Below are 2715 nucleotides of genomic sequence, written 5' to 3' on the forward strand. Positions count from 1 at the left end.
GGAGGCGGCCTCGCGGGCGGCGGCGCGGCGGGCGGTGACGTCGGTCCCGAGCCAGGCGATGCCGATGGGGCGCCCGCTGCCGCTGTGTACGCGGTAGAGGTTGATGGACCAGTGCCGGCGCTCCTCGGAGCCGGGCACGAATCCGGTGACGTGCATGTCCGTTATCGAGTTGCCGGTCTCCAGGACCCGGCGCAGGGTCGCGGTGACCCGTTCGGCCTCTGGGCTCTGCAGATAGTCCTGGACGCCGTTGCCCCGGTGGTCGTCGGGGGTGCCGCCGAAGGTGTTGGCGATCTGCTGGTTGGCGCGCCGGACCCGCAGGTCGGGGTCGATCAGCAGGAATCCGAACGGAGATTGACCGAATATCGACTGCGAGGCGGCGAGATCGGTCTCGATACGGCGCAGGATGCGGACGTCGACGACGATGCAGACGGCGGCCCGCTCGCCCTCCTCGGTCCGGGTCGGCATCACATAGACCTCGGCGAGGCCCTCCTTGCCCGGCTCGCCCTCCGCGCTCTCCGCCACCCGGAAGGGGACCACTCCGGTCCACTCGCGGCCGTCCAGGATCTCGGCCATCTTCCGCTGGCCCCGCTCGTGCAGTTCGGGGTCGACGAACGCCTCGATGGGATCCATGCCCACCGCGCGTTCGGTGGGGATGCCGAAGAGCTGCTCGGCCCGCAGACTCCACTGGTCGACGAGCCCGTCGGGGCCGATGGAGAAGGAGGCGACCTTGATGTAGTCGTAGATCGAGCCGGGTGGACTGCTCTGCCACATGGCGTCGCCGACGGACATGGCGTCGGCTGAGGGCACGTCGGCGAAGCCCACGGCCTCAGCCCTCGCGCCGCCCGACGGGTCCTCGGACTCCGTGGCCTTCGCTGGTATCTCGCTCACGCGAACCGTCCCCTCCAGCTCACCGCGTCCGGCACCGGTCACCGGGGGCGGCTGCCCGCAGTATCCAGCACTACGGCGCCCCACAACACGGTGTTCACGATCACAGGACAATCCCGATGCATTTCGGACCGGCCCGCGACAACACTCCCAGTCTTCTAACCAGCGGACACGCAGTCGAACCACGCCGATCGACAACCGTCACAGGCCTTGACCAATCGATGGACACGACTGTCCGGTCCGTACAGGCAGGTACGGCCGCGCACCGGCCTCGGTTCACCCCGGCACCGCGAGTTCGAACCACACCGTCTTGCCGCGAGGCGTCCGGCGTGAGCCCCAGGCCGCCGACAGGAGGCCGACGAGTTGGAGGCCCCGGCCGCCCTCGTCCGTGTCCCGGGCGCGGCGGCGGCGCGGCTGGACCAGGCCGGCGTCCCAGACCTCGCACACCAGGGTGCGGTCCAGGAGGAGGCGGAGTCTGATCTCGCCCTCGCCGTACCGGAGCGCGTTCGTCACCAGTTCGCTGACCAGCAACTCCGTGGTGTCGATGAGGGGTTCGAGGTCCCAGGACTGGAGTCGGGCGCGCGCGTACTCGCGGGCGCGGCCCACACTGCGCGGCTCGCGCGGCAGGGTCCAGTCGCCGACGGAGTCCTCGGGCAGGCCCTGTACGCGGGCCATGAGCAGCGCGATGTCGTCCTCGCCGTGGTGGGTGTCGAGGGTGCTGAGGACGTGGTCGCAGACGTCCTCCAGGTCCCGGTGGGTCTCGGCGTTGAGTGCGGCGGCCGAGGGATGTTCTCCGGACGACAGCGGGCGGGCGGGGTCGGTCAGGGCGCCCACGAAGGCCTGGAGGCCCTCGTCGAGGGGGTGGTCGCGGGATTCGACCAGTCCATCCGTGTAGAGCGCCAGCAGTGCGCCTTCGGGCAGTTCGACCTCCACCTCCTCGAAGGGCTCGCCGCCGACGCCGAGCGGCATGCCGGGCGGCACGTCGAGCATCAGCGCCGCCTCGCCGGGTTCCACCAGGACCGGCGGGAGATGGCCCGCGTTGGCGAAGGTGCACCGCCTGGTCACCGAGTCGTAGACGGCGTAGATGCAGGTCGCGAGGTACACCTCGGAGAGGTCGGCCTCGCGGGGGCGGCGGGCGGCCCGGGTGGCCTGCTGGACGCCGCCGGGGGTGCCGAGGCCGCGCGCGATCTCGTCCAGGGCGGACAACACCTCCGCCGGCTCCAGATCCAGCAGCGCCAACGTCCGTACCGCTGTGCGGAGTTCGCCCATCGCCACCGCCGCGCGCAGACCGCGGCCCATGACGTCGCCGACGACCAACGCCGTGCGGTGGCCGGGGAGTTCGATGACGTCGAACCAGTCGCCGCCGACCTCCGTCGCTGCGTTTCCGGGCAGGTAGCGGCAGGCGATGTCGAGGCCGGAGGCCTCCGGGTCGCCGGGTGGGAGGAGGGATCGCTGGAGTATCAGGGCGCGTTCGTGCTCGCGGCGGTACAGGCGCGCGTTGTCGATACAGACGGCGGCCCGCGCCGCCAGCTCCACCGCGAGGTCCCGGTCCCGGTCGCCGAACGGCTCGCTGCCCTTCGTACGGGCGAACTGCACGAGTCCTACGACGGTGTCGTGGGCGACCATCGGCACGGCCAGCGTGGACTGGACGGGGCCGCCCTCCTCGGCGGGGACGTACTGCGGGCGGGCGGTGCGCAGGGCGTCCGCGCAGGGCGAGTTGAAGGGGTAGTGGTGGACCGCGCCGACCGAGACGGGTGCGCCGCCGCCCACGAAGGGGGCGTCGGAGACCGCGCTGGCGAAGGCCACCCGGCGGAGTTCCGCGCTGCCGTC

At 71.7% G+C, this 2715-nt stretch carries 2 protein-coding genes; both read right to left on the minus strand.

The genetic code is table 11. The features are described from left to right. Positions 1 to 888: PAS domain-containing protein (locus R6V09_RS50360; RefSeq protein WP_317888126.1), on the minus strand; the 888-nt coding region annotated here is incomplete at its 3' end. Between the two features lie 273 nt (positions 889 to 1161). Then, a partial coding sequence (locus R6V09_RS50365; protein WP_317888127.1) for an ATP-binding SpoIIE family protein phosphatase occupies positions 1162 to 2715 on the minus strand: 1554 nt, incomplete at its 5' end.

Origin of the sequence: Streptomyces sp. W16 (genome assembly GCF_033194735.1) — a bacterium.
Classification (GTDB): domain Bacteria; phylum Actinomycetota; class Actinomycetes; order Streptomycetales; family Streptomycetaceae; genus Streptomyces.